The organism is Microbacterium sp. MMO-10 (assembly GCF_037148715.1).
Classification (GTDB): Bacteria; Actinomycetota; Actinomycetes; order Actinomycetales; family Microbacteriaceae; genus Microbacterium.
In genome coordinates, this window is sequence record NZ_JBBCSV010000005.1 from 133,746 (window position 1) to 155,040 (window position 21,295).

22 protein-coding genes are annotated in these 21,295 nt (G+C 70.4%); 21 read left to right on the forward strand and 1 reads right to left on the reverse strand.

Annotated features, from left to right (window positions below):
• Nucleotides 1–18 precede the first annotated feature (18 nt).
• The 5 genes from coaE to WFJ17_RS16700 all read left to right on the forward strand — a co-directional run bounded on the left by coaE (nucleotide 19) and on the right by WFJ17_RS16700 (nucleotide 4,864).
• Nucleotides 19–627 carry a dephospho-CoA kinase gene (gene coaE / locus WFJ17_RS16680; RefSeq protein ID WP_336648994.1) on the forward strand — a complete coding sequence of 203 codons (609 nt, stop codon included), beginning with the start codon at nucleotides 19–21 and terminating at the stop codon, nucleotides 625–627.
• Nucleotides 624–1,412, forward strand: coding sequence for a GNAT family N-acetyltransferase (locus tag WFJ17_RS16685; protein WP_336648995.1), 789 nt, complete (start codon nucleotides 624–626; stop codon nucleotides 1,410–1,412). Before coaE ends, WFJ17_RS16685 begins: the two co-directional genes overlap by 4 nt.
• A 233-nt stretch (nucleotides 1,413–1,645) precedes the next feature.
• Entirely contained in the window at nucleotides 1,646–2,263 is a 618-nt protein-coding gene (locus WFJ17_RS16690) for a hypothetical protein (RefSeq protein ID WP_251441867.1), read from the forward strand.
• A gap of 156 nt (nucleotides 2,264–2,419) precedes the next feature.
• Entirely contained in the window at nucleotides 2,420–4,489 is a 2,070-nt protein-coding gene (gene uvrB / locus WFJ17_RS16695; protein WP_251441864.1) for an excinuclease ABC subunit UvrB, read from the forward strand.
• A 30-nt stretch (nucleotides 4,490–4,519) separates the two neighbouring features.
• Entirely contained in the window at nucleotides 4,520–4,864 is a 345-nt protein-coding gene (locus WFJ17_RS16700; protein ID WP_336648996.1) for a TfoX/Sxy family protein, read from the forward strand.
• Between the two features lie 29 nt (nucleotides 4,865–4,893).
• Here WFJ17_RS16700 and WFJ17_RS16705 read toward each other — a convergent pair whose 3' ends face one another.
• Nucleotides 4,894–5,139: a hypothetical protein gene (locus WFJ17_RS16705; RefSeq protein WP_292886054.1), complete on the reverse strand. Its 246-nt coding sequence runs from the start codon at nucleotides 5,137–5,139 to the stop codon at nucleotides 4,894–4,896.
• A 57-nt stretch (nucleotides 5,140–5,196) separates the two neighbouring features.
• Between WFJ17_RS16705 and WFJ17_RS16710 the strand changes: the two genes are divergently transcribed.
• From WFJ17_RS16710 to WFJ17_RS16785, 16 genes are all read left to right on the forward strand, one after another.
• Complete coding sequence (locus tag WFJ17_RS16710; protein ID WP_336649147.1) at nucleotides 5,197–5,628, forward strand: MarR family winged helix-turn-helix transcriptional regulator; 432 nt, start codon at nucleotides 5,197–5,199, stop codon at nucleotides 5,626–5,628.
• A 57-nt stretch (nucleotides 5,629–5,685) separates the two neighbouring features.
• Nucleotides 5,686–6,396, forward strand: a complete 711-nt coding sequence (locus WFJ17_RS16715) for a DUF4129 domain-containing protein (RefSeq protein ID WP_336648997.1) — start codon at nucleotides 5,686–5,688, stop codon at nucleotides 6,394–6,396.
• Nucleotides 6,393–6,866 (forward strand): hypothetical protein, encoded by a 474-nt coding sequence (locus tag WFJ17_RS16720; RefSeq protein WP_251441851.1) that lies wholly within the window; start codon nucleotides 6,393–6,395, stop codon nucleotides 6,864–6,866. The genes WFJ17_RS16715 and WFJ17_RS16720 overlap by 4 nt, the downstream gene beginning before the upstream one ends.
• Nucleotides 6,863–7,858, forward strand: a complete 996-nt coding sequence (locus WFJ17_RS16725) for an AAA family ATPase (protein WP_251441840.1) — start codon at nucleotides 6,863–6,865, stop codon at nucleotides 7,856–7,858. The genes WFJ17_RS16720 and WFJ17_RS16725 overlap by 4 nt, the downstream gene beginning before the upstream one ends.
• Nucleotides 7,855–9,162, forward strand: coding sequence for a DUF58 domain-containing protein (locus WFJ17_RS16730; protein ID WP_336648998.1), 1,308 nt, complete (start codon nucleotides 7,855–7,857; stop codon nucleotides 9,160–9,162). The genes WFJ17_RS16725 and WFJ17_RS16730 overlap by 4 nt, the downstream gene beginning before the upstream one ends.
• A complete protein-coding gene (locus WFJ17_RS16735; protein ID WP_336648999.1) occupies nucleotides 9,159–9,761 on the forward strand; it encodes a hypothetical protein in 603 nt (200 codons plus the stop codon). Before WFJ17_RS16730 ends, WFJ17_RS16735 begins: the two co-directional genes overlap by 4 nt.
• Nucleotides 9,762–9,770: 9 nt before the next feature.
• The gene (gene uvrA / locus WFJ17_RS16740; protein WP_251441823.1) at nucleotides 9,771–12,689 is read left to right on the forward strand and encodes an excinuclease ABC subunit UvrA; all 2,919 of its coding nucleotides are present in this window, start codon (nucleotides 9,771–9,773) and stop codon (nucleotides 12,687–12,689) included.
• The gene (gene uvrC, locus WFJ17_RS16745) at nucleotides 12,689–14,668 is read left to right on the forward strand and encodes an excinuclease ABC subunit UvrC (RefSeq protein ID WP_336649000.1); all 1,980 of its coding nucleotides are present in this window, start codon (nucleotides 12,689–12,691) and stop codon (nucleotides 14,666–14,668) included. The genes uvrA and uvrC overlap by 1 nt, the downstream gene beginning before the upstream one ends.
• A 27-nt stretch (nucleotides 14,669–14,695) precedes the next feature.
• Entirely contained in the window at nucleotides 14,696–15,565 is an 870-nt protein-coding gene (gene rapZ, locus WFJ17_RS16750) for an RNase adapter RapZ (RefSeq protein WP_251441819.1), read from the forward strand.
• Between the two features lie 86 nt (nucleotides 15,566–15,651).
• On the forward strand, nucleotides 15,652–16,629 hold the full coding sequence (whiA, locus tag WFJ17_RS16755) for a DNA-binding protein WhiA (RefSeq protein WP_251441818.1): 978 nt from the start codon (nucleotides 15,652–15,654) through the stop codon (nucleotides 16,627–16,629).
• Between the two features lie 197 nt (nucleotides 16,630–16,826).
• Nucleotides 16,827–17,453, forward strand: a complete 627-nt coding sequence (locus tag WFJ17_RS16760) for a superoxide dismutase (RefSeq protein ID WP_251441816.1) — start codon at nucleotides 16,827–16,829, stop codon at nucleotides 17,451–17,453.
• Nucleotides 17,454–17,553: 100 nt separating this feature from the next.
• Nucleotides 17,554–18,564 carry a type I glyceraldehyde-3-phosphate dehydrogenase gene (gap, locus tag WFJ17_RS16765; RefSeq protein WP_045252312.1) on the forward strand — a complete coding sequence of 337 codons (1,011 nt, stop codon included), beginning with the start codon at nucleotides 17,554–17,556 and terminating at the stop codon, nucleotides 18,562–18,564.
• 10 nt (nucleotides 18,565–18,574) lie between these two features.
• Nucleotides 18,575–19,801, forward strand: coding sequence for a phosphoglycerate kinase (locus WFJ17_RS16770; RefSeq protein WP_336628547.1), 1,227 nt, complete (start codon nucleotides 18,575–18,577; stop codon nucleotides 19,799–19,801).
• A complete protein-coding gene (gene tpiA / locus WFJ17_RS16775) occupies nucleotides 19,792–20,583 on the forward strand; it encodes a triose-phosphate isomerase (protein ID WP_251441810.1) in 792 nt (263 codons plus the stop codon). The genes WFJ17_RS16770 and tpiA overlap by 10 nt, the downstream gene beginning before the upstream one ends.
• Before the next feature lie 99 nt (nucleotides 20,584–20,682).
• Nucleotides 20,683–20,931, forward strand: a complete 249-nt coding sequence (gene secG / locus WFJ17_RS16780; protein ID WP_251441808.1) for a preprotein translocase subunit SecG — start codon at nucleotides 20,683–20,685, stop codon at nucleotides 20,929–20,931.
• Nucleotides 20,931–21,287 carry an RNA polymerase-binding protein RbpA gene (locus tag WFJ17_RS16785; RefSeq protein WP_251441805.1) on the forward strand — a complete coding sequence of 119 codons (357 nt, stop codon included), beginning with the start codon at nucleotides 20,931–20,933 and terminating at the stop codon, nucleotides 21,285–21,287. Before secG ends, WFJ17_RS16785 begins: the two co-directional genes overlap by 1 nt.
• Nucleotides 21,288–21,295: the final 8 nt, after the last annotated feature.

A 21,295-nucleotide genomic window follows, 5' to 3' on the forward strand; every position in this document is an offset into this window, starting at 1 on the left:
GCGTGCCAGACTGGCCTCATGCCCCTCATCGCACTCACCGGCGGCATCGCGTCGGGCAAGTCCACGATCGCGGCCCGGCTCGCGGAGCACGGCGCGGTCATCGTCGACGCGGATCGGATCGTGCGCGAGGTGCAGACGCCGGGATCCCCGGTGCTCGCGCGCATCGCAGCGGAGTTCGGCGACGAGATGATCGCCCCCGACGGTCAGCTGGACCGTGCCGCCCTCGGCGCCCGGGTGTTCGGCGACGCGGAGGCGCTCGGCCGGCTGAACGCCATCGTGCACCCCGCGGTGAAGGGGGAGTCCCAGCGTCGCTTCGCGGCCGCGAAGGAGGCGGATCCGGAGGCGGTCGTCGTGTACGACGTGCCGCTGCTCGTCGAGGCGCGCGCGGACGACCCCTGGGACCTCATCGTCGTCGCCGATGCGCCCGCCGCGCTGCGCGAGGACCGGCTCGTGCGGCAGCGGGGGCTGGACCGCGCCGAGGCGGCCAAGCGCATCGCCTCGCAGGTGCCGGACGAGCGACGGCGCGAGATCGCCGATGTGCTGATCGACACCTCGGGCGACCTCGCCGACACGATCCGGCAGACGGATGCGCTCTGGCGGACGCTGACCGGGGCCGCGCCCCGATGACCGGTCTCCTGTCCGCCTACGACGAGCAGCTGCGCGGAGAGGCTGAGCTGCGCGGCGCGGCCGACGTGCGCACGATCGGGCCGGTCGTCGTCGGGGTGTTCCCCGGAGGAACCGGGTTCGCGAGCTATCGCGATCTCGCCGGTCTCGGAGAGCGGCGGATCCGGTCTCTCGTCGGCGAGGTGCGCGCGCACTTCGCCGGATCGCCGGAGGTCGGGACCGCCGAGTGGAAGACCCGCGGTCATGACATCGCCCCCGGGCTCGACGCCGCCCTGCGGGATGCCGGCTTCGTGCCGGAGGAGGCGGAGTCGGTGATGCTCGGCGAGGCGGTCGCGCTCTCCGTCGACGTGCCGATTCCCGACGGCATCGTGCTCCGGGAGGTCCGCGACGCGGACGGCATCCGGGCGATGGAGCGGATGCAGGCGGAGGTCTTCGGGCAGGGCGACGGCGACGCGCGGGCTGCGCACATGATCGCACGCATCGCGGCGGGCGACGACGTCGTGCTCTGGATCGCGGAGGCAGAGGGACAGGTGATCAGCGCCGGAAGGCTGGAGCCGGTGCCGGGCACCGACTTCGCGGGGATCTGGGGCGGAGCGACGGTCGGGGAGTGGCGCGGACTCGGTGTCTATCGGGCGCTGACCGCGAAGCGGGCTCAGGCGGCCCTCGCTCGCGGCCTGCGTCTCCTGCACTCCGATTCGACGGAGTTCTCCCGTCCCATCCTGGAACGCGCCGGGATGCGCAAGGTCACCACGACGACGCCGTATGTGTGGGCCAGGGCGGACGGCTGAATCGGCGCATCACGGGGCGATTCTGCGCCGTCGGTTTGTTCACCTGCTTTGCACTATGTTGTCGACCGGTATATTCTGAAGGTTCGGGCAGTGCGGGGAAGCGCCGGGGGACGCCGGGGAGAGCCCGGGAATCCGGCCATCCGCTGCGCCGCGTCTCCGTCGCGCATCGAACCCGCGAGGTGCGCGATCTCGGTTCCCGAGCCCTTCGGCTCGACCGATCTCTGGAGTGCACCATGACCGACGTCAAGAGCGGCTTCTCCCGCCGCACCATGATCAAGGGCGCCGCCTGGTCCGTGCCCGTCGTCGCCGCCGCGTTCGCCGCGCCGATGGCGGCAGCCAGCGCCAGCCCCCAGGCCGAGCTGCGCTTCTTCCTCACGGCAGGGGAGGTGATCGGGCAGGGCGCCTCCACCGGTCAGATCCGCTCGAACGGCGTGCGCATCTCTCCGGCTGACCCGAGCGCGCCCAAGGTGGTCGCGGCGGGGACCGTCTTCGAGATCACCATCGAATACCACGGGACGAACCCGGCGTTCGACTTCCTGAAGACGCCCTACGGGGTCGACTGGAACAAGCAGCAGAGCCAGGGCTGGACCTTCACGACGATCAGCTCGACCAAGCTCGTGCTGTCGTACGTGACGAGCGCCGACTCGACGGAGCCGACCGGTACCTCGTTCTCGTGGGTGCTCGATCCTTCCGTGCGCCCCGAGGACGGATCCATCACCTTCTCCGGTGTCGCCTCGATCGCGCGCGGCGGGGACTACCCGGACGGAGGCGTGATCCCGAACCTCATCGTGGATCCGAACGGCGGCACCGGCTCGCTGAGCGGTCCGACGGCGGGGTCCTGGCCCGTCTGAGCCTTCGCTTCGACCAGGGGCCTCCCGCCCGGTGCGGGAGGCCCCTGGTCGTCCTCCGCGTCCGATCCGGGAATCCGGGCGCGCCTCTCCTCAGCGGGGATTCCGCTGGACGCGGATCCCGGCCCCGATGTCGGAGGGGCCGCCTACCCTGGAAGCATGCAACCCACACGTTCGGTCCGGCCGTTCGAAGTCGTCTCGGAGTACGTGCCCGCCGGTGATCAGCCGCAGGCGATCGCCGAGCTCGCGGCACGCATCAACGCGGGCGAGACCGACGTCGTCCTGCTCGGCGCCACCGGTACGGGCAAGTCGGCGACCACGGCGTGGCTCATCGAGCAGGTGCAGCGCCCCACGCTCGTGCTCGCGCACAACAAGACCCTCGCGGCCCAGCTCGCGAACGAGTTCCGCGATCTCATGCCGAACAACGCCGTCGAGTACTTCGTCTCGTACTACGACTACTACCAGCCCGAGGCCTACGTGCCGCAGACGGACACCTTCATCGAGAAGGACTCGTCCGTCAACGCGGAGGTCGAGCGCCTGCGGCACTCCACGACGAACTCCCTGCTCAGCAGGCGAGACGTCGTCGTCGTCTCGACCGTCTCCTGCATCTACGGCCTCGGCGCGCCGGAGGAGTACCTGCGCGCGATGGTCGCTCTGCAGGTCGGGGAGCGCTACGACCGCGATGCGCTCATCCGGCAGTTCATCGCCATGCAGTACAACCGCAACGACGTCGACTTCTCCCGGGGCAACTTCCGTGTGCGCGGCGACACGATCGAGATCATCCCGGTCTACGAAGAGCATGCGATCCGCATCGAGCTCTTCGGGGACGAGATCGAGGCGCTGTACTCGCTGCATCCCCTGACGGGAGAGGTGATCGCGCGGCTCGATTCGGTGCCGATCTTCCCGGCCTCGCATTACGTGGCGGGAACCGACGTGGTGCAGCGCGCCATCGGGCAGATCGAGGACGAGCTGACCGAGCGCCTCACCGAGCTCGAGCGCCAGGGTAAGCTTCTGGAGGCACAGCGCCTGCGCATGCGCACGACGTTCGATCTCGAGATGCTGCAGCAGCTCGGGTTCTGCTCGGGCATCGAGAACTACTCGCGGCACATGGACGGCCGAGAGGCCGGAGAGCCCCCGCACACCCTCCTCGACTTCTTCCCCGATGACTTCCTGCTCGTCATCGACGAGTCCCACGTCACCGTGCCGCAGATCGGCGCGATGTACGAGGGCGACGCCTCGCGCAAGCGCACCCTCGTCGATCACGGGTTCCGGCTGCCGAGCGCGCTGGACAACCGCCCGCTGCGGTGGGACGAGTTCACGAAGCGCATCGGGCAGACCGTCTACCTGTCCGCGACCCCCGGCAAGTACGAGATGGGCATCGCCGACGGCGTGGTCGAGCAGATCATCCGGCCGACGGGACTCGTCGATCCGGAGATCGTCGTGAAGCCGTCGAAGGGGCAGATCGACGATCTGCTCGAGGAGATCCGGATCCGCGTCGCCCGCGACGAGCGCGTCCTCGTCACCACGCTCACCAAGAAGATGGCGGAGGAGCTCACCGACTTCCTCGGCGAGCACGGTGTCAGGGTGCGCTACCTGCACTCCGACGTCGACACTCTGCGCCGCGTCGAGCTGCTCACCGAATTGCGGGCCGGTGTCTACGACGTGCTCGTCGGCATCAACCTGCTCCGGGAGGGACTCGACCTCCCCGAGGTCTCGCTGGTCGCGATCCTCGACGCCGACAAGGAAGGGTTCCTGCGCAGCGGCACGTCGCTCATCCAGACCATCGGCCGCGCGGCGCGCAACGTCTCGGGGCAGGTGCACATGTACGCCGACACGGTCACCGATTCGATGGCGAAGGCGATCGAGGAGACCGAGCGGCGCCGTGAGAAGCAGATCGCCTACAACACGGCGAACGGCATCGACCCGCAGCCTCTGCGCAAGCGCATCGCGGACATCACCGACGTGCTGGCGCGCGAAGGCGCCGACACCGCGGAGCTGCTGTCCAAGCGCACGAAGTCGGGGCGGGGCAAGTCGCCCACGCCGAACCTGCGCCGCGAAGGCATCGCCGCGGAAGGGGCGGTGCAGCTCGAGGAGACGATCGCGGACCTGTCGTCGCAGATGCTCGCCGCGGCAGGGGAGCTCAAGTTCGAGCTCGCGGCCCGACTGCGCGACGAGGTGCAGGACCTGAAGAAGGAGCTGCGGGCGATGGAGCGGGCAGGGCACGCCTGAGCCGCGGCGCGAAGAGGCGGAGGCCGGCGGATGGCGGATGCGGCGGTGATGGAGCTGGCGGACCGGATCCGCGCGCTCCTCGGCGGCGACGGCGAGATCGAGGAGCGGACGATGTTCGGCAGCCGCGCGTTCCTGAGCGGCGGACGGATCCTGGTCGGCGCCCGTGCGGGCGGGACCCTGCTGGTGCGCGTGGCGTCGGAACGGGCGGCTGTGCTGCTCACCGAGCACGGCGTGTCCCGGGCGGTGATGGGGGCGCGGACGATGAGCGACAACTGGCTCGACGTCGCCGCCGAGGTCGTCGCGGACGATGCGGCGCTCATGGAGTGGATCGACATCTCCCAGGAGGACGCGGACGACGACGGGCGCAACGGGTGATGCGGCGCCGTTGACGGGCTGTGTGCTCGTCAGGGGCAGTGCATCAGCGGCTTCGGTCCGCTGCGGTCGATCTCGTGCTCCGTCATCGGCGCGCCGCACAGCGGGCAGCCGCGTTGCGCGCGCTCCGCGGCAGAGGGCGGCGGGGTCGCCTCGTACGGGCCCACGGAGGCGGGGCCGGCGAACCGGATGAGGTTCGTGTTGATCCAGGCGTACAAGCCGCCCGCCTCGCGGATGCGCTGGCGGAGCGGCGGATGCTCGGTCGGAGAGTTCACCATAACCCTTAGTGTACTAATGATTAGGGCATTTGGTACCATCGGGTCGTGACCGAGACGATGACCGACGATCTGCTCCGGCTGGACAGTCAGCTCTGCTTCGCGCTGGTGACGGCGGCGCGCAACGTCGTCGCGATCTACCGGCCGATCCTCGAGCCGCTCGGGCTCACCCACCCGCAGTACCTCGCCATGCTGGCGCTGTGGGAGCAGTCTCCCCGGTCGCTCGGCGATCTCGCCACGGCCCTGGCCATGGACCCCGCCACCGCCTCGCCCCTGGTGAAACGGCTGGAGGCGGACGGCCTGATCGAACGGCGTCGCAGCACCTCGGACGAGCGTCGGCTCGATATCGCCCTCACGGAGAAGGGGGCGGGACTGCGCCGGAAGGCGCTGGACGTGCCGCAGCAGGTGATGGCGCGACTGGGCATGACGGTGGCCGAGGTCGAAGCCGTCCGCGATGCGCTCACCCGGTTCGCGGGGGCCGTGGAGCTCTGACGCGCCGCGGGACGGCGGCACCGCGGACGCCGGTGCGGCACCGCATAGGGTGAGGGCATGGTCCGCGCCGACCCGCGTCATCGTACGCTCCCGCTACCGGGAGCGCTGGCGATCGTGGTGCTGGTGGCGGTGCTGCTCATGGCCGTCGCATCGCTGCAGGGCGTGCCGAGGTTCGGCGAGATCGGACTCGGCGGGCCGATCCCGCAGCCTGCGCACACCGCGGGTCCGCAGGCTTCGGGGGCACCGATCCCGCAGGAGCTGCCCGGGAACCCGGTCTGGGCGACCATCGCCTCGGTGATCGCGGTCCTCGTCGCGCTGGCCGGGCTGGCGGCGCTCGGCTGGTTGCTCTGGCGTGCGATCCGGGCGCTCTGGTCGGCACGCCCGCTGAACCGTCGAGCCGGCGGCGACGTCGGCCTCGGCCGGAGCACGGCGGCCGCGGAGGAGGCGGTCGATGCGGAGAAGATCCGCGATGCGGCGGCGGACGCGCAGGGGGTGATCGAGGCCCACCGCGATCCTGGCGATGCGATCATCGCGGCCTGGGTGAGCCTGGAGGAGGCCTCCGCGCGCTCGGGCCGCCGAAGGGCGGACTCGGAGACGCCCGGAGAGTTCACCGTGAGGATCCTGAGTGGCAGGCCCGGTCTCGATGCCGAGCTGCGCACGTTGCTCGGACTCTACGAATCCGTGCGCTTCGGCGGCTGGTCGGCGGACGAGGACGCACGGGGGGCGGCGCGACGCTGCCTCGCCGCGATCGAGGAGGGGTGGCGATGAGAGGCCGGGTCCTGATCGTCGTCGTCTGGATCGCGCTCGGCATCCCCGTCGCCCTGCTGCTCGCGTTCCTCGGCGTCCCGCTCGAGTTCGCGGTCGCCTGGATCCTCGTCTTCGCCGCGGCGCTCCTCATCGCCCGGCAGAACTTCCTCGACGAGTCCGGCCCGTGGCCGCCCGCGCCTCCGGACGTCCCTCGCCGGGGTTCGGACGTGTCCCGCCTCGCCTGGTCGATCGACTCCCGCACCGGCGCGGTGGGACCCTCGCTGCGACAGCGGATCACCGCGATCGCCGACCGGCGCCTCCGTGCGCACGGCGTGCGACTCGACACGGCGGAGGCGAGCGCCGTCGACGCCGTCCTCGGCCCGGGGGTGCACGCGGCGCTCACCGGGCCGGTCCTGCGGCGCGCAGAACTCGAACGGCTCCTGCAGGCGCTGGAGCACGACCCCGTCCCCTCGACCCTGGAGAGACCATGATCCCGGAGCAGACGAACGGCGACGTCGCCTCGATCACGCAGACGGCCGCACGCGTCCTCGAGGGCGTGCGCGCCGCGGTGGTCGGCATGGACGAGCCGCTCACGCTCGCCCTCGCTACGATCCTCGCCGGCGGGCACGTGCTGTTCGAAGACGTCCCGGGCCTCGGGAAGACGCTCGCCGCCCGCAGCCTCGCCTCCGCGCTCGGGCTGGAGTTCCGCCGGCTGCAGTGCACCCCGGACATGCTTCCGGGGGACGTCACCGGCTCCTTCGTCTACGCCCCGGACACCGGCGAGTTCCGGTTCCGTCCGGGGCCGATCTTCACCGGACTGCTGCTGGCGGACGAGATCAACCGGACCACTCCCAAGACGCAGTCGGCGATGCTCGAGGCCATGGCGGAGCGCCAGGTGACCGTCGAGGGGCGGCGCTATCCGCTGCCGGAGCCCTTCCACGTGATCGCGACCTCGAACCCGATCGAGTACGAGGGCACATATGCGCTGCCCGAAGCTCAGCTCGACCGGTTCATGGTGCGTCTCGCGGTGGGGTATCCGGACCAGGACGACGAGGCCGGCATCGTCGCTCAACGGGTCCGACGGCAGCGCGAGCTCGCCGAAGTGGCGGCGGTCATCGATGCGGCCGAGCTGACCCGGATCCAGGCCGAGGTCGAGCGGATCCACGTCGAGCCGGATCTCATCCGCTACGCCGTCGCGCTCACCCGCGGCACCCGCACGGCTCCGAACGTCGCCGTCGGGGCCTCGCCGCGCGGATCCCAGGCGCTGATCCTGCTCGCGCGGGCCGTCGCCGCCGTCGAGGGGCGCGGCTACGTGCGCCCCGACGATCTGAAGCGCATCGCTGTCCCGGTGCTCGCGCACCGGCTCACTCTCACGCCCCAGGCCTGGGCGCAGGGAGTGGATCCGGCGGCGGTCGTCGCCGCCGTCGTCGGCGCGACCCCGGTCCCGCCCACGGTCGCGGGGGAGAGCGCGATCCGCGCATGACCGAGGACCGCCGCGTGCAGAGCGCTCCGCTGCGCTGGTACAGGACGCCGGTGCTCGCCTGCGCGCTCGCCGGGGGCGTGCTCCTCGCCGGTGCCGGGCTCGTGCTGGGCCGGCCGGATGTGATCGCGACCGGCCTGCCGCTCGCCCTCGCCGGCGTGTGGGCCCTGCTGCGGCCGCCGAGGGCCGGATCGGTGGGAGTGGCGCTGAGCGTGGATGCCGAGGCCGACCCCGGCACCGTGGCGGGGCGGGTCGACGTGTCCGGCGCGGCGGAGTGGTTCCAGCTCGTGATCGATCAGGGCGGCGACCGCACCGGGGCGGTCGAGACGACGGCGGGCACGGCGGCGACGACCCGCACCCGGCTCCTGCACTCGGGTCCGGCGGAGGCACTCGCGGTGACGGCTCGCACCCTGCACGCGGACGCCTGCTGGGCGAGCGCGGCGGCCCTTCGGGCGGACGCGATCTGGAACGCCGCTCCTCGCGTGCGTCCGGCGGCGGAGCTCCCGCTCTCGCCGCGTCTGCTCGGCCTGCACGGCGGGCACGAGGGGCGTCGCGGCGGCACCGGCGGGGACTTCCGCGACATCCATCCGTTCGCGCCGGGCGATGAGCTTCGCCGCGTGGACTGGCGCGCCACGGCACGCATGGCGAGGCGTCCAGGCGACCTCCTGGTGCGGAGGACGAACGCCCTCAGCGACAGCGCGGTCGTGATCGCCCTGGACGCGGCCGACGACCTGGGCGCCGTCGTGGCGACCTGGGGGAGCGGCGCCACCGCGCGCAGCGGACCGACCTCGATGGATCTCGGGCGGGAGGCGGCGCTGTCCGTCGCGACTTCGGCCATCGGCGACGGCGACCGGGTGGCGTTCCATGCCCTGACGCCGGGCGGACGCTCGCTGCGCAGCGGTTCCGGCGCGCGCCATCTCGAGCGGCTGCGCGGCGTGATCGCCGGCACCGGGCCGGACGGCGACGGCACGCGCTTTCGGCGCACGCCGCCGGTGCCGCCGGGATCCATCGTGTTCGTGCTGTCCACGTTCTTCGACGGGGCGGCGGCGGATCTCGCGCTGCGGTGGAGCGCCGGAGGCCAGTCGGTGGTCGCGGTCGACGTGCTGCCGCAGCCGCAGACGGACCGCTTGACCCCCGCTCAGAACCTCGCGATGCGGACCCTCCTGCTCGAGCGGACGGGAGTGCTGCAGGATCTGCGCGGCGCCGGGGTCGAGGTCGTCTCCTGGGCGGCCGACGATGCCGTGACCGAACTGCGGGTCGCGGCGCGCCGCGCGCGTCGGACGCACGGACGAGGGGCGCGGCAATGATGCGACGGCACGGGATGCGGGTGCCGGGAGCCGTGCCCGGCGCGGTGCTGCGCCTCGGGGCCGCCGCGGTCGTCCTGGGCGGCGTGCTGCTGCTGAACCCCTATCCGATGTGGCGCGCGATCGCGACCATCGCCGTGGTGGTGGCGGTGCTGCTCCCGCGGTCCCTGGCGTCCTGGGCCGGGATCGCGTGCCTGGCCCTGGGGGTGATCCTGGTCGAGCCGTCGCCGGGGCGGACCGCGATCGCCGTGCTGCTCATCCATCTCGCGCACGTGCTGTCCGCCTGGGCCTGGGCCGTGCCCTGGCGCTCGCGGATCCGGCTCGTCGTGCTGATCCCGGGCATCCGTCGCCTGCTGGTGATCCAGGCGATCGCGCAGTCGGTCGCGCTGCTCGTGGTCCTCGCCGTCCCGCCCCTGCACGGCCCGGGCTTCGCCTGGCTCGCACCGCTCGGAGCGGCCGTGCTGACGGCGGCCAGCGCCCTCGCCCTGCATCTGTCGTGGGGGAGGGCTCCGGAGCGGCTGACCTCGTCCGGCACCCCCGCAGGCCTCGACGAGCCGCCGGTACCCGGGGCTCCCGGAGCCAATGTCGGTGGCCGCTCCTAGACTTGACGGGTGCCGATCGTACCCGTAACCAGCCCCGGAAGACTCAGCGTCCGTGGCGCTCGTGTCCACAACCTCCGCAACGTCGACCTCGAGATCCCGCGCGATTCCCTCGTGGTCTTCACCGGCCTCTCCGGGTCCGGGAAGTCGAGCCTCGCCTTCGACACGATCTTCGCCGAGGGGCAGCGCCGATACGTCGAGTCACTCAGCGCCTACGCCCGGCAGTTCCTCGGCCAGGTCGACCGGCCCGACGTCGACTTCATCGAGGGACTCAGCCCTGCGGTGTCGATCGATCAGAAGTCGACCAACCGCAACCCGCGCTCGACGGTGGGCACGATCACCGAGATCTACGACTACATGCGCCTGCTCTGGGCGCGCATCGGCGTGCCGCACTGCCCGCAGTGCGGCGAGCGCATCCAGCGTCAGACCGTGCAGCAGATCGCGGATCAGCTCATGGAGCTGCCCGAGCGCACCCGGTATCAGATCGTCGCGCCCGTCGTGAGCCAGAAGAAGGGTGAGTTCGTCGACCTGTTCCGCGAGCTCGGAGCCAAGGGCTACGCGCGGGCGATCGTCGACGGCGAGCTCATCCAGCTCGCCGAGCCGCCCGTGCTCAAGAAGAGCTACAAGCACGACATCGGCGTGGTGGTCGACCGGCTCGTCGCCGCTCCCGACCTCCTGGGCCGGGTCACGGACTCTGTGGAGACCGCGCTCGGACTGGCCGGGGGCGTCATCCAGGTCAACTTCGTGGACGAGGAGGGCGACGACGCCTGGCAGTCGTTCTCCGAGAAGCTGGCCTGTCCCAACGGGCACGCGATCACCCTCACCGAGATCGAGCCGCGCACCTTCTCGTTCAACGCGCCGTTCGGCGCCTGCCCCGCCTGCTCCGGACTCGGCACCCGGATGTCGGTCGACCCCGACCTCATGCTCGGCGACGAGTCGCTGTCGATCCGCGAGGGCGCGATCATCCCCTGGACGACGCAGGGCAAGGGACTGTTCCAGTACTACGAGCGCCTGCTCGAGGGGCTCGCCGTCGATCTCGACTTCTCGCTCGACACGCCCTGGCAGGACCTGCACTCCGATGTGAAGGAGGCGGTGCTGCACGGCGAGAACTACAAGGTCACCGTCAAGTGGAAGAACCGGTATGGCCGCGAGATGCGGTACTCGTCCGGCTTCGAGGGTGTGGTGCCGTACATCGAGCGCCAGTACCAGCAGGCCGAGAGCGACACCCAGCGCAGCCGCTGGGGCGAGTACCTGCGCGAGGTGCCCTGCCCGGTGTGCGACGGCGACCGGCTCAAGCCCGAGGTGCTCGCCGTGCAGGTGCACGGGCACTCGATCGCCGAGGTGTCCCACAAGAGCCTCGCCGAGGCGCAGGACTTCATGCAGCGTCTCGAGCTCAGCCCGCGCGAGGCCAAGATCGCCGCGCAGGTGCTGCGCGAGATCCGCCTCCGTCTCGACTTCCTGCTGCAGGTCGGCCTGTCCTACCTGAATCTCAGCCGCTCCGCCGGATCGCTCTCCGGCGGCGAGGCCCAGCGCATCCGTCTCGCGACCCAGATCGGATCGGGACTCACGGGCGTGCTGTACGTGCTCGACGAGCCGTCGATCGGCCTGCACCAGCGCGACAACCGTCGTCTCATCGAGACCCTTCTCACGCTGCGCGATCTGGGGAACACGCTGATCGTCGTCGAGCACGATGAGGAGACGATCGAGGCCGCGGACTGGGTGGTCGACATCGGCCCCGGCGCGGGCGTGAACGGCGGACTCGTCGTGCACTCCGGTCCCTATGAGGCTCTGCTGCGCGAGAAGTCCTCGATGACGGGCGACTACCTGGCGGGGCGCCGCGAGATCCTCACGCCGAAGAAGCGGCGCCGCATCGACCGCAAGCGCATGCTCAGCGTGGTCGGTGCGAAGGAGAACAACCTCCGCAACGTCACGGCGGACTTCCCGCTCGGCGTGCTGACGGCCGTCACGGGCGTGAGCGGATCGGGCAAGTCGTCGCTCGTGAACGACATCCTCTACCGGGTGCTCGCCTCGCGGCTGAACGGTGCGCGCACCGTGCCGGGCAAGCACACCAGGGTCACGGGGCTGGACAACCTCGACAAGGTCGTGCACGTCGACCAGGCCCCGATCGGCCGCACCCCGCGGTCCAACCCCGCGACCTACACGGGCGTGTTCGACCGGATCCGCACGCTGTTCAGCGAGACGCCGGAGGCCAAGGTCCGCGGCTATCAGCCGGGGCGGTTCAGCTTCAACGTCAAGGGCGGCCGCTGCGAGGCGTGCTCCGGTGACGGCACGATCAAGATCGAGATGAACTTCCTGCCCGACGTCTACGTGGACTGCGAGGTATGCCACGGCAAGCGGTACAACCGCGACACGCTGGCGGTGCACTACAAGGGCAAGAACATCGCCGAGGTGCTGGAGATGCCGATCGAGGAGGCTGCGGAGTTCTTCGAGCCGATCCAGGCGATCCACCGCTACATGAAGACCCTCGTCGACGTGGGTCTGGGCTACGTGCGGCTCGGCCAGTCGGCGACCACGCTGTCCGGCGGCGAGGCGCAGCGCGTCAAGCTCGCCACCGAGCTCCAGCGCCGCAGCAACGGCCGCTCGATCTACGTGCTCGACGAGCCGACGACCGGTCTGCACTTCGAAGACGTGCGCAAGCTGCTCGAGGTGCTGAACGGACTCGTGGACAAGGGCAACACGGTCATCGTGATCGAGCACAACCTCGACGTGATCAAGTCGGCGGACTGGGTGATCGATCTCGGTCCCGAGGGCGGGTCCGGCGGAGGCCAGGTCATCGCGACGGGCACGCCGGAGCAGGTCGCGCGCAACGCCGACAGCCACACCGGCGCGTTCCTCGCGGAGATCCTCGACGCCTCCGTCGCCGCCGGGCGGCCCGGTGCGCGGCGGGCGCTCGAGCGCAAGGCGGGCTGATGGCCGCAGAGCTTCCGTACAAGCCGAGGCCCGGAGAGATCCCGACCGATCCCGGCGTGTACCGGTTCCGCGACGCGCAGGGGAGGGTGCTCTACGTCGGGAAGGCGAAGAACCTCCGTCAGCGGCTGTCCAACTACTTCGCTCCGCTGCGCACTCTGCACGAGCGCACGCGGCGGATGGTCACCACGGCGGCGTCCGTGGAGTGGACGGTCGTGCCCACCGATGTGGACTCGCTGCAGCTCGAGTACATGTGGATCAAGGAGTTCGATCCGCCTTTCAATGTGCGCTACAAGGACGACAAGTCCTATCCGTTCATGGCGATCACGCTCGCCGACGAGGCTCCGCGCGTCATCGTGACGCGCAATCGGCGGATCCCGGGCGCGAAGTACTTCGGCCCCTATCCGAAGGTGTGGACCGTCCACGACACGATCGACCAGATGATCAAGGTCTTCCCGATCCGCACCTGCAGCGACGCCAGCTATCGCAAGGCGATGGCGACCGGCCGGCCGTGCTTCCCCGGTCAGATCGGCAAATGCGGCGGCCCCTGCTCGATGACCGTGACGATCGCGGAGCACCGTGCGATGGTCGACGACTTCATCGCGTTCATGGAGGGCGGCGACGAGCGCTTCACGCGGGACCTCACGCGGCGGATGCAGGAGGCGTCGGCGGCGATGGACTACGAGAGCGCGGCGAAGTACCGGGATCGGCTCGCGTCGATCGACGCGGTGCTGGGGCGTAGCGCCCTCGTGCTGCCGCAGGACGAGGATGCGGATCTGTTCGGCATCGCCGAGGACGAGCTGTCGGCTGCGATCCAGCACTTCGTGATCCGCGGCGGACGCGTCCGCGGTGTGCGCGCCTCGACGCTCGACAAGGAGATCGACATCGCAGGCGCCGATCTGGTCGACCAGATCCTGCAGCGGGTCTACGGGGAGGCGAACGGCGAGCAGGTCCCGCGAAGGGTGCTCGTGCCGGCGCTGCCCGACGACTCGGCGGAGCTGGAGGAGTGGCTGCGGGAGCGCCGCGGGAAGAAGGTCGAGATCGCTGTCGCCCAGCGCGGACAGCGTGCCGAGCTGATGCGGAATGCAACCCTCAACGCCCAGCAGGCCCTGATCCGCCACAAGACGCGCCGATCGAGCGACTACACGACGCGCACCCAGGCGCTCACCGATCTGCAGGAGGCGCTGGGGCTCGACGAGGCACCGCTGCGCATCGAGTGCTACGACATCTCGCACCTGGGCGGAACGAACGTCGTGGCCTCCATGGTCGTGTTCGAGGACGGCCTGCCGCGCAAGGACCAGTACCGCTCGTTCAACATCGCGGAGACCACCGACGACACCGACTCGATGTACCAGGTGCTGCGCCGCAGGCTCGCGCACATCGACGCTCCCGAGGAGGCCGAGGAGGCTCCCCTGATCGGCGAAGACGGCGAGGAGCTGGTGGTCTCCGAGCGACGTCGGCCACGGTTCGCGTATCCGCCCCAGCTGCTCATCGTCGACGGAGGCAAGCCCCAGGTCGAAGCGGCCGCGCGTGCCCTCCGGGATGCCGGACGAGCCGACATCGCCCTCTGCGGCATCGCCAAGCGGCTCGAGGAGCTCTGGCTCCCCGGCGAGGACTACCCCGTGATCCTGCCGCGGACCAGCGAAGCGCTCTACCTCGTGCAGCGCCTGCGCGACGAGGCCCACCGGTTCGCGATCACGCACCAGCGCAAGCGGCGCAGGCGCGACATCGCCTCGATCCTCGGTGAGGTCCCCGGTCTCGGAGCGGCGCGGATCAAGGCCCTGCTGCGGCACTTCGGCTCCGTGGCGGCGCTGCGACGCGCGACGACGGCGGAGATCCAGGAGGTGCAGGGCATCGGGCCCGCTCTCGCCGACGCCATCCGCGCGCATCTCGCGGGCTCCGCCGGAGAACCCGTGCCGGTGACGGCGGGAGACGGCGTCGGATCCGCTTCCGGTGCGTCGTCGACCCCGGCTTCTGGCTAGGCTGGAGAAGAGCGAGGAGGAGAGCAGATGAGCGCCGACCAGGGGGAGTTCCTGATCGTCACCGGAATGTCGGGCGCGGGCCGCTCGACCGTCGCGAACGCGCTCGAGGATCTCGGCTGGTACGTCGTCGACAACCTGCCTCCGCAGATGCTCCGCCCGCTCCTCGATCTCGCCAATCTCGGCGGGGCCGCGCTTCCCAAGGTCGCCGCCGTGGTCGACGTGCGCGGTCGCGATCTGTTCGACGGCTTCCCCGGCGTCGCCCGGGCCCTGCGTGAGCACGGATCCGTGCAGGTCGTGTTCCTCGACGCCTCGGACGATGTCCTCGTGCGCCGCTTCGAGTCGGTCCGGCGCCCGCACCCGCTGCAGGGCGGCGGCACCCTGCTCGACGGCATCCGCACGGAGCGCACCAGGGTGGCACCGCTGCGCGAGGCCGCCGACATCGTCATCGACACGTCGAGCTTCAACGTGCACCAGCTCGCCACCAAGGTCAACGAGGTGTTCGCCGAGGAAGGCGCGGCGCGGCACAAGGTCACCGTCATGAGCTTCGGCTTCAAGTACGGGCTGCCGTCGGACGCCGATCTGGTCGCGGACATGCGGTTCCTGCCGAATCCGTTCTGGATCGACGACCTGCGCGGGTCGACCGGGCTCGATGCCGAGGTGCGGGACTACGTACTGAGCCGGGAGGGCGCCCAGGAGTTCCTGGACGCGTACACCGCCGCGCTCCGTCCGATCCTGGAGGGCTACCAGCGCGAGAACAAGAGCCACTCCACGGTCGCGATCGGCTGCACGGGCGGCAAGCACCGCTCGGTGGCGATGGTGGAGGAGCTCGCGGCGCGCCTGGGTCAGATCCCCGGCGTCGCCGTGACGGTCCGGCACCGAGACCTCGGGCGCGAGTGAGGCGCCCCCGGCGGGTGCGGAGCGCTTCGGCCGGGTAAGCTGATCCCTTGCGCCGAGATCCGGCGCCGCCCGTGAGAAGGAGACCCGTGGCACTCACCACCGACGTCAAGGCCGAGCTCGTCAGCATCCGGAACGCACCGCCGTCGGTGCGCGTCGCGGAGGTGACAGCGGTGCTGAGGTTCGCCGGGGGGCTGCACCAGATCGCCAACCGCATCGCGGTCGAGGCGGAGGTGGACGCGGAGCTGCTGGCTCGACGGGTGGCGCGCGACCTCGCCGAGCTCTTCGGGGTGCGGCCGGAGATCGCCCCGATCCAGGGCGCCTCCAGCCACGACGGTGCCAAGTACGCCGTGCGCGTGATCGCCGCCGGTGAGACTCTCGCCCGCCAGACGGGCCTGCTCGACCAGCGCCGCCGTCCCGTGCGCGGCCTGCCCAATCGCCTCACCACGGGGTCGCGGGAAGAGCTCGCCGGCCTCTGGCGCGGCGCCTTCCTCGCCGCCGGATCCCTCAGCGAGCCGGGGCGCTCCGCCGTCCTCGAGGTCGCGTGCCCCTCATCCGAGGCGGCGATGGCGCTCGTCGGCGCCGCGCATCGCATCGGCATCGCCGCGAAGGCGCGCGAGGTGCGCGGGATGCCGCGGGTGGTTATCCGCGAGCCCGAGGGCATCCGTGCCGTGCTCGCCCTGATGGGAGCCGCCAAGACCGCCGCCGCGTGGGAGGAGATGCGCCAGCGCCGCGAGGTGCGCGCCGGCGTCAACCGTCTCGTCAACTTCGACGACGCGAACCTGCGCCGTTCCGCGCAGGCCGCCGTCGCCGCCTGCGCCCGGGTCGAGCGCGCGCTCGAGATCCTCGGCGATGACGTCCCCGAGCACCTGCGCACGGCCGGCGCACTGCGCCTCGCGCACCGGGATGCGAGCCTCGACGAGCTCGGCCACCACGCCGACCCGCCGCTCACCAAGGACGCCGTCGCGGGCCGCATCCGGCGTCTGCTCGCGATGGCCGACAAGCGGGCGCAGACCGAGGGGATCCCCGGAACCGAATCGGCCGTTCCCGTCGGTCTCGACGTCTGAGACACCTCATCGGGGGCCTGCGTTCCGGTCTGTGGAAACACGCCGGGACGCAGGCCCTCGTCGTGTCACATCCGGAAGGTTCCGGGCTGCCCGCGCGTTGCCGTCAGTAGGATGAGAGACGTCCGCCCCGTGCGCACCACCGCGCTTCGGGGGACCGGCAAGCGCCGCGAGCGCGGCGCGGATTGGATGACATCGACATGGCGATCTACACGCTGCCCGACCTTCCCTACGACTTCGCGGCACTCGAGCCGCACATCAGCGGCAAGATCATGGAGCTGCACCATGACAAGCACCACGCCGCCTACGTCGCCGGAGCGAACGCGGCGCTCGAGTCCCTCGCCGAGGCCCGCGAGAGCGGCAACCTCGCGAACGTGAACAAGCTCGAGAAGGACCTCGCGTTCAACCTCGGCGGTCACGTCAACCACTCGATCTTCTGGACCAACCTGTCGCCGAACGGCGGGGGCGAGCCCGAGGGCGAGCTGAAGGCGGCGATCGACGAGTTCTTCGGCTCTTTCGAGAAGTTCCAGGCGCACTTCACCGCCGCGGCCATGGGCATCCAGGGCTCCGGCTGGTCCGTCCTCAGCTGGGACCCGATCGGCGCCCGCCTCATCATCCAGCAGCTGTTCGACCAGCAGGGCAACACCGCGCAGGGCACGGTGCCGCTGTTCCAGCTGGACATGTGGGAGCACGCGTTCTACCTGGACTACCTGAACGTGAAGGCGGATTACGTCAAGGCGGCGTGGAACATCGCGAACTGGGAGAACGTCGCCCAGCGCTTCGCGGCCGCGCGTGAGAAGACCAACGGACTGCTGGTACTGTCGTAAAAGATGGGCGTCCTGATGGGCGAAAAACCCATCAGGACGCCGTTGTCCGCGCAATCTGCAAGAATCACGCTTTTCCTTGAGTAAGAACCAGGAGACTTTCGTGTCTGTCAAGATCGGTATCAACGGCTTCGGCCGAATCGGACGCAACTACTTCCGCGCAGCCCTCGAGCAGGGTGCCGACCTCGAGATCGTCGCGGTCAACGACCTCACCGACAACAAGACCCTCGCGCACCTGCTGAAGTACGACTCCGTCGGCGGCGTGCTCAAGGCGGACGTGAGCTACGACGACGAGAGCATCACCGTCGACGGCCACCACATCAAGGCGTTCGCGGAGCGCGACCCCGCGAACCTGCCGTGGGGCGAGCTGGGCGTCGACATCGTCATCGAGTCCACCGGGTTCTTCACCAAGGCCGAGCTCGCGAAGAAGCACATCGAGGCCGGCGCCAAGAAGGTGCTGATCTCCGCTCCCGCGACCGGGGACGACGCGACCATCGTCATGGGCGTCAACGAGGAGACGTACAACCCGGAGACCGACCACATCATCTCCAACGCCTCCTGCACGACCAACTGCCTCGCGCCGCTGGCCAAGGTGTTCAACGACGAGTTCGGCATCGTCCGCGGCTTCATGATGACCGCGCACGCCTACACCGCGGACCAGAACCTGCAGGACGGCCCGCACAGCGACCTGCGCCGCGCCCGCGCCGCCGCGATCAACATCGTCCCGGCCTCGACCGGCGCCGCCAAGGCGATCGGCCTCGTGCTGCCGGAGCTGAACGGCAAGCTCAGCGGTTCCTCGTACCGCGTGCCCGTTCCCACCGGCTCCATCGTCGACCTGACCCTCATCACCGAGCGTGAGGACCTGACGGCCGACGAGGTCAACGCCGCATACGCGAAGGCCGCCGCCGAGGGGCGTCTCAACGGCTACCTGCAGTACAACGAGGACCAGATCGTCTCCAGCGACATCCAGGGCAACCCGTTCTCGTCGATCTTCGACTCGACCCTCACGAACGTCTCCGGCAACCTGGTCAAGGTCTCCAGCTGGTACGACAACGAGTGGGGCTACTCGAACCGTCTCGTCGACCTCACCGAGTACGTCGCCGAGCGGCTCTAAGCTCATATCCATGACTCTGCGCACCCTCGAATCCCTGAAGGAATCGGTCGGGTCGCTCGACGGAGCACGCGTCATCGTCCGTTGTGACCTCAATGTCCCCCTGCGGGACGGGGTCATCACGGACGATGGCCGTGTTCGAGCGTCGGTGCCGACCCTCAAGGCCCTCATCGACCAGGGGGCCCGCGTGATCGTGGTCTCCCACCTCGGTCGCCCGGACGGCGCTCCGGACCCGCAGTACAGCCTGGCGCCCGTCGCGGTGCGTCTGGGTGAGCTGCTCGGCCGCCCCGTCGCGTTCGCGGCCGACACCGTCGGAGCTGCGGCGCAGGACGCCGTCGCCGCGCTGCCGGCCGGTGGTGTCGTCGTGCTGGAGAACCTGCGGTTCAACCCGGGGGAGACCTCGAAGGACGACGCCGAGCGCCGCGCCTTCGCCGAGCAGCTGGCCGCCCTCGGCGACGCGCTCGTCTCGGACGGCTTCGGTGTCGTGCACCGCAAGCAGGCCAGTGTCTACGACCTCGCGCAGATCCTGCCGTCCGCGGCCGGCCTGCTCATCGAGGCCGAGCTGACGGTGCTGGACCGCCTCACCGAGAACCCCGAGCGCCCCTACACCGTGGTGCTCGGCGGATCGAAGGTCTCCGACAAGCTCGGCGTGATCTCTCACCTGCTCCCGCGGGTGGATCGCCTCCTCGTCGGCGGCGGGATGCTGTTCACGTTCCTCGCGGCTCAGGGGCACGCCGTCGCCTCCAGCCTGCTGGAGAAGGACCAGCTCGACACCGTCCGCGGCTACATCGCCGAGGCGGCCGAGCGCGGCGTGGAGCTCGTGCTCCCGACCGACGTGGTGGTCGCGGCCTCGTTCTCCGCGGACGCGGCTCATGAGATCGCGGCGGCCGACGAGATCGAGGCGACGTCCTTCGGCGCCTCGGGCATCGGACTCGACATCGGGCCGGACACCGCGGCGCGCTTCGCGGAGGCGATCCGCGGATCCAAGACGGTGTTCTGGAACGGCCCGATGGGCGTGTTCGAGTTCCCGGCCTTCGCGGCAGGCACCAAGGCCGTCGCGCAGGCGCTGACGGAGACCGACGGGTTGAGCGTCGTCGGCGGCGGCGATTCCGCCGCGGCCGTGCGCCAGCTCGGCTTCGCGGACGACCAGTTCGGTCACATCTCGACGGGCGGGGGCGCGAGCCTCGAGTTCCTCGAGGGCAAGAAGCTTCCCGGACTGGAGGTCCTCGGATGGGTGTGAACAGCAGAACCCCGCTGATCGCGGGCAACTGGAAGATGAACCTCGACCACCTGCAGGCGGTCGCGTTCGTGCAGAAGCTGCACTGGACGCTCAAGGACGCCAAGCACGAGGACGGCACGGTCGAGGTGGCGGTCTTCCCGCCCTTCACCGATCTGCGCAGCGTCCAGACGCTGATCGACGCGGACAAGATCCCGTTCGCGTTCGGCGCCCAGGATCTGTCCGAGCACGACTCCGGGGCGTACACCGGCGAGATCTCGGGCGCGTTCCTCGCCAAGCTCGACGCGAGCTACGTCATCATCGGCCACTCCGAGCGGCGCGAGTACCACGCGGAGAGCGATGAGGTCGTGGCGGCGAAGACCCGGGCGGCGCTCAAGCACGGCCTGGTGCCCGTGATCTGCGTCGGCGAGACCGCGGAGGATCTGGAGAAGTTCGGCGCGAGCGCGGTTCCCGCCGGTCAGCTCGAGGCGGCGCTGCAGGGGCTGGACGCGAAGGCGGACATCGTCGTCGCGTACGAGCCGGTCTGGGCCATCGGCTCGGGCCAGGCCGCGACCCCGCAGCAGGCGCAGGACGTGTGCGCCGTGCTGCGCGGGGTGATCGCGAAGGTCCTCGGCGACGAGGCGGCCGCGCGCACCAGGATCCTGTACGGCGGATCGGTGAAGTCCGCGAACATCGCCGGCTTCATGCGCGAGCCCGATGTCGACGGCGCGCTGGTGGGCGGCGCGAGCCTGGTCGTCGACGAGTTCGCCGCGATCGTGCGCTATCAGAAGCACGTCGGAGTGTGACACGCGTCCCCGCCCCGAGGGGCGGGGACGTCCCGACGTATAATTGACCGTTACCCGGGATCCCGCACGCCCGTGCGGGCCCGAGCGAAAGGCCGATCCGTGGATATTCTCCAGTTCATCCTGCAGGTGCTGCTGGGCATCACCAGCGTCCTGCTGACCCTTCTGATCCTGCTCCACAAGGGGCGCGGCGGAGGCCTCTCCGACATGTTCGGCGGCGGTATGTCCTCTGCCGTCGGGTCCAGCGGTCTCGCCGAGCGGAACCTCAACCGGTTCACCGTCGTGCTGGCGCTGGTCTGGTTCGTCGCGGTCGTGGGTCTCGGCCTCATCACGAAGTTCGAGGCCATCTGATGGCGACCGGCGGCAACGCGATCCGCGGCACGCGGGTCGGATCCGGCCCCATGGGGGAGCAGGACCACGGCTACCACGCCGATCGCATCGCGATCTCGTACTGGGACGGGCTCGGCAACGAGACCGTGCGGTATTTCGCGGCGGGCCTGCCCGAAGAGGAGATCCCGGACATCATCGATCACCCGCACTCCGGTCTGCCGGCCGGGCGCGACAAGGAGAACCCGCCGGAGATCGCGAAGGCGGAGCCCTACAAGACGCACCTCGCGTACGTGAAGGAGCGTCGCACCGACGAAGAGGCCGAACAGCTGCTCGGCGACGCGCTCACTCAGCTGCGCGAACGTCGCGGCCAGGCGTGACCGCCTGA

Coding starts and splice junctions, on each gene's coding strand:
- coaE (WP_336648994.1), top strand. CDS start 19: ATGCCCCTCATCGCACTCACCGGCGGCATCGCGTCGGGCAAGTCCACG.
- WFJ17_RS16685 (WP_336648995.1), top strand. CDS start 624: ATGACCGGTCTCCTGTCCGCCTACGACGAGCAGCTGCGCGGAGAGGCT.
- WFJ17_RS16690 (WP_251441867.1), top strand. CDS start 1,646: ATGACCGACGTCAAGAGCGGCTTCTCCCGCCGCACCATGATCAAGGGC.
- uvrB (WP_251441864.1), top strand. CDS start 2,420: ATGCAACCCACACGTTCGGTCCGGCCGTTCGAAGTCGTCTCGGAGTAC.
- WFJ17_RS16700 (WP_336648996.1), top strand. CDS start 4,520: ATGGCGGATGCGGCGGTGATGGAGCTGGCGGACCGGATCCGCGCGCTC.
- WFJ17_RS16705 (WP_292886054.1), bottom strand. CDS start 5,139: ATGGTGAACTCTCCGACCGAGCATCCGCCGCTCCGCCAGCGCATCCGC.
- WFJ17_RS16710 (WP_336649147.1), top strand. CDS start 5,197: ATGACCGACGATCTGCTCCGGCTGGACAGTCAGCTCTGCTTCGCGCTG.
- WFJ17_RS16715 (WP_336648997.1), top strand. CDS start 5,686: ATGGTCCGCGCCGACCCGCGTCATCGTACGCTCCCGCTACCGGGAGCG.
- WFJ17_RS16720 (WP_251441851.1), top strand. CDS start 6,393: ATGAGAGGCCGGGTCCTGATCGTCGTCGTCTGGATCGCGCTCGGCATC.
- WFJ17_RS16725 (WP_251441840.1), top strand. CDS start 6,863: ATGATCCCGGAGCAGACGAACGGCGACGTCGCCTCGATCACGCAGACG.
- WFJ17_RS16730 (WP_336648998.1), top strand. CDS start 7,855: ATGACCGAGGACCGCCGCGTGCAGAGCGCTCCGCTGCGCTGGTACAGG.
- WFJ17_RS16735 (WP_336648999.1), top strand. CDS start 9,159: ATGATGCGACGGCACGGGATGCGGGTGCCGGGAGCCGTGCCCGGCGCG.
- uvrC (WP_336649000.1), top strand. CDS start 12,689: ATGGCCGCAGAGCTTCCGTACAAGCCGAGGCCCGGAGAGATCCCGACC.
- rapZ (WP_251441819.1), top strand. CDS start 14,696: ATGAGCGCCGACCAGGGGGAGTTCCTGATCGTCACCGGAATGTCGGGC.
- WFJ17_RS16760 (WP_251441816.1), top strand. CDS start 16,827: ATGGCGATCTACACGCTGCCCGACCTTCCCTACGACTTCGCGGCACTC.
- WFJ17_RS16770 (WP_336628547.1), top strand. CDS start 18,575: ATGACTCTGCGCACCCTCGAATCCCTGAAGGAATCGGTCGGGTCGCTC.
- tpiA (WP_251441810.1), top strand. CDS start 19,792: ATGGGTGTGAACAGCAGAACCCCGCTGATCGCGGGCAACTGGAAGATG.
- WFJ17_RS16785 (WP_251441805.1), top strand. CDS start 20,931: ATGGCGACCGGCGGCAACGCGATCCGCGGCACGCGGGTCGGATCCGGC.